The organism is Acidithiobacillus sp. TH-A36 (genome assembly GCF_057473445.1).
Genome location: NZ_JBYCKP010000315.1, coordinates 1 through 3280, shown reverse-complemented (window position 1 = coordinate 3280; position 3280 = coordinate 1). Strand labels below are relative to the sequence as shown.

General features: G+C 48.6%; 4 protein-coding genes. 3 read left to right on the top strand and 1 reads right to left on the bottom strand.

Annotated features, from left to right (window positions below; genetic code table 11):
• Window positions 1-595: 595 nt before the first annotated feature.
• The 3 genes from AC2VLY_RS08435 to AC2VLY_RS08425 all read left to right on the top strand — a co-directional run bounded on the left by AC2VLY_RS08435 (window position 596) and on the right by AC2VLY_RS08425 (window position 2507).
• Window positions 596-892 carry a hypothetical protein gene (locus AC2VLY_RS08435; RefSeq protein ID WP_193650139.1) on the top strand — a complete coding sequence of 99 codons (297 nt, stop codon included), beginning with the start codon at window positions 596-598 and terminating at the stop codon, window positions 890-892.
• Window positions 882-2045: a hypothetical protein gene (locus AC2VLY_RS08430; protein WP_486892651.1), complete on the top strand. Its 1164-nt coding sequence runs from the start codon at window positions 882-884 to the stop codon at window positions 2043-2045. The genes AC2VLY_RS08435 and AC2VLY_RS08430 overlap by 11 nt, the downstream gene beginning before the upstream one ends.
• A 66-nt stretch (window positions 2046-2111) precedes the next feature.
• On the top strand, window positions 2112-2507 hold the full coding sequence (locus AC2VLY_RS08425; protein ID WP_193650141.1) for an SCP-2 sterol transfer family protein: 396 nt from the start codon (window positions 2112-2114) through the stop codon (window positions 2505-2507).
• A gap of 58 nt (window positions 2508-2565) precedes the next feature.
• On the opposite strand, the gene AC2VLY_RS08420 is transcribed toward AC2VLY_RS08425, so the two are convergent.
• Window positions 2566-3280, bottom strand: a 715-nt coding sequence (locus tag AC2VLY_RS08420; protein WP_486922088.1) for a sigma 54-interacting transcriptional regulator, incomplete at its 5' end; no start/stop codon positions are given.

The following is a 3280-nucleotide window of genomic DNA, read 5'->3' as shown; positions in this document are numbered from 1 at the left end:
GCCAATCGTCATGGGCGTCCAGAGAATATGCAGCGAGGTAATCCAGGCAAAATCGAGACGGCTGAGTAAAACGGGTAACGTATTTTCGATCAACATATGGTTGACTCCTGATTTTTTTTATTCCGTAAAAGTGATGAAGTATGAAAACCTGCTCATAAAAATTTGAGAGTACATAAGCATTTTATGTGCCAAAATCGAGTTCTCTGATTTTTAAATGATTTTTAATTTATGGAAATGCACTGTGAAACGGTTGATGATGGTGAAAGATTTTATACGTATGTTATTTAATGATTTTTTAATGCAACAATACCCGGCGAGAGCGTGCAACATAGAAAGAATAATTTAAGAGATTCATTTAATAATAATAATCTGACGTTGTTAGGGTGAAGGTGGCTATTGCCCCCGAGGCTGGTGTTGCAACATCTGATGCATGATTTATCTTATTGTTTTTATTTTATATAAAATAAAAAAGCGTTGCATGGATAGAGATTGCCATCAGATTGATTCTATTATAATCAAATGATTATAAGTTGGCATAATTTATGCTCAATTCAGGCTGAGTGTCTGATTCATTATTTTGAAGGAGAAATTCATTATGGATAGTCATTTTCTCGATGAGGCACGGGACTTACCTTCAAAGGTCCATGCCTCCCAGGCTGGAAAATCTGGTATGACCCCTATGGAGCGGGTTGTTGCCTGGTCAGTTTTTCGGACGCGTGCGGAAGCGGAAAATCTGGTTGCTCATGTGCATTTGGCACCGGGTCAGCATCTGGTCGGTGGACATGGTCAGGATAGTGTGGCGCCTTTCTGGTGGGTCGGGGTACAAGTGAGTGATCTGGGTGAATGGGGACATAGTGCGGCCATCAATAAGCGGGGCCGGAATGGAGACTGATCTGCGGGGGCCTTTGGTGGATGTTCTCGAAAAATATCGCCACTGGAATGACGTGCTCCACGACATGTACGTTTTAAATCCGGAGGAGGATCTGAGACATTCCGTTCCTGCCCGGCCAATCGTGCTTGTTTTGGGATCGGCCAGGCAATTGCAAAACTTACTGCATTCATGGCTGAATGCGGTAAGTTTTCCAGAAAATTCAACGGAAATCATCCATATTTATCCAAAAGATCCCGAAGAATTGCCAGACCAGGTTTTTGATCCGGAAGTAAGCAGTCTGTCTCTCCAGGTGTTCTCTGGCGTGCAGGCGCTGCCATGTCCCGATTGGGTTGGCATACCTGCAGATTTTTATCTGGTTTCAGATTTGTCTTCGTTGCCGTCAGAGGCTATACAGTGTCTGAAAAAAATAGCCGCGAAAGCGCAGATTCTGATCAATCTTGATGTACAAAGCGCACAGTTGAAACATTCTCTCGGTTTACAGGAAGCCGATACCGGTCCGTTGCTGTATCTGGAGGAATCGTCACTGGCAGTATCACCGCAGCCTGAAAGAACCCAGCCTGTTTTCGGGAGCCAAATCATCCGCTTTGATTCGGTCGATAACGCCGTTACTTATTTGCATAAACTTTCCCAATTATGGCCCTGTTTTTTGGCACAGTTGCTTGAGCGTCAGTTGCAGTCCCTGATGCGTGAAACGATTCCACACCTGATGCGCTGGCGACGGCGCTGGATGTTTTCCGTGGCTTTTCTGGACGTTGTCGTGATTGCGGCGGTGGTGTGGGGGATGACGCAATGGGGTTGGTGGCAGGCACTACTGCAGATCACTTGGTCTACACTGCCGATCCTGATAGCCACAGCGACCTTTTTTGTTGCCGTTTTTTTGCTGCTGATGAGTATTTTGCTGCTCTGGAGAATTCATAAGGGGACTTGTGCACTCTGTTCCATGACGGCTTTATCGTGTCTGGGAAGTGCCGGTGCCGCCCGGCGGAATCCCTTTCGGCGCGCCTTTCTGGAAAACACCCGGAGTTTCTGGCAAGCGGTGTCTTGCCGTGATCTGTGTGGTTGGAGCAGTGCCCAGCGTGATGATGCCGTTACATTTTGCCAATATTGCCAGGATCTGAAGTCACAGTTTTTGACGAGAGACCCGACATCCTGAGAACCGCTTTTTGGTGCGGGCGTGCGTCCGCAAATTTTTGTTCACCTGTATGAGGAGGTATTACCCGTGGCAGATTTATTTTCACCCGCCTGGATGGCTCGTTTTGTTGAGGAATGGAACAAGGATCCCGAGCTTTCTGACGCTCTTGCCCAGATTGGCTTTAATTCGGTCATTGCTTATGGTTACCCGGAAGAAGACAGGCCCCGTGCTTTTCTGGTGGTACAAAACGGCAAGGCAACGGCATCGGGCGTGTATACTGATCAGCCTTTAAACTGGGATATTCGTGCCCAGCATCCGCAATGGTTGAAGTGGATAGAGAAGTCTCCGGGTATGACGGGCCTGGGCATGGCGTTTACCACCGGAAAAATCAAATTCAAGGTAGGAGACTACGCGAGCATGCTTAAGGATCCACGTATGGCAGGACCCTTTGTCAAAAGCTTTTCAGCGATGTCCAAAATCTAGCCCGCAAGGGGAGCGCAACAGGGGTTCAGGGCTTCTGGGATATGCAGGAGCCCTGAATTTACTGATTTCCAAAATGGTTGCTACTGTCTTTTCCGGAAATGCCCAGGCGGGACAAATGCCGCCACAGGGTCACGCGATCAATACCCAGCTCGCGAGCGGCGGCGGCACGATTGCCTCCATGTTTATCCAGTAGCTGCAAAAGGTTTTCCCGATCATAAATGGCTTCCGGATCGTTTTCTGATCGGCTGGAAGTAACCGATGACCCCAAGTGCATTCTGTCCAGGAAGTCTTTGGGGAAATCACTGTCACTGATTTCCGGTCCGGCACTGCAGATGGCCACATATTCCATCACGTTGCGGAGTTCACGCACATTTCCCGGCCAGGGATAATCCAGGAGCAGATGTTTGGCCGCTGAGCCAAGCCTTTTCTTGTGTCCTCCCGTAGTAATTTTCAAAAAGTGTTCGGCGAGGAGCATGATGTCCGAAGGCCGTTCACGCAGCGCCGGAATGCGGATAGGGATCACATTTAACCGATAAAACAGATCACTCCGAAAATCCCCACTTTCTACCAGTTCCTTGAGATTGCGATTGCTGGCAGCAACCACGCGCACATCGACCTGGTGGGTTTTGGTACTGCCAACCGGTTCATAGCGCATGTCTTCCAGCACCTTCAGCAATTTGGCCTGATGATGTTTGGGCAGTTCGCTGACTTCATCGAGGAAGAGCGTGCCACCATCGGCTGCCGCAAAACGGCCGATGCGATCTGTCACTGCT

What these genes read in the sequence shown, in the direction of transcription:
- AC2VLY_RS08435 (WP_193650139.1), top strand. Translation starts at nt 596, where the DNA reads ATGGATAGTCATTTTCTCGATGAGGCACGGGACTTACCTTCAAAGGTC.
- AC2VLY_RS08430 (WP_486892651.1), top strand. Translation starts at nt 882, where the DNA reads ATGGAGACTGATCTGCGGGGGCCTTTGGTGGATGTTCTCGAAAAATAT.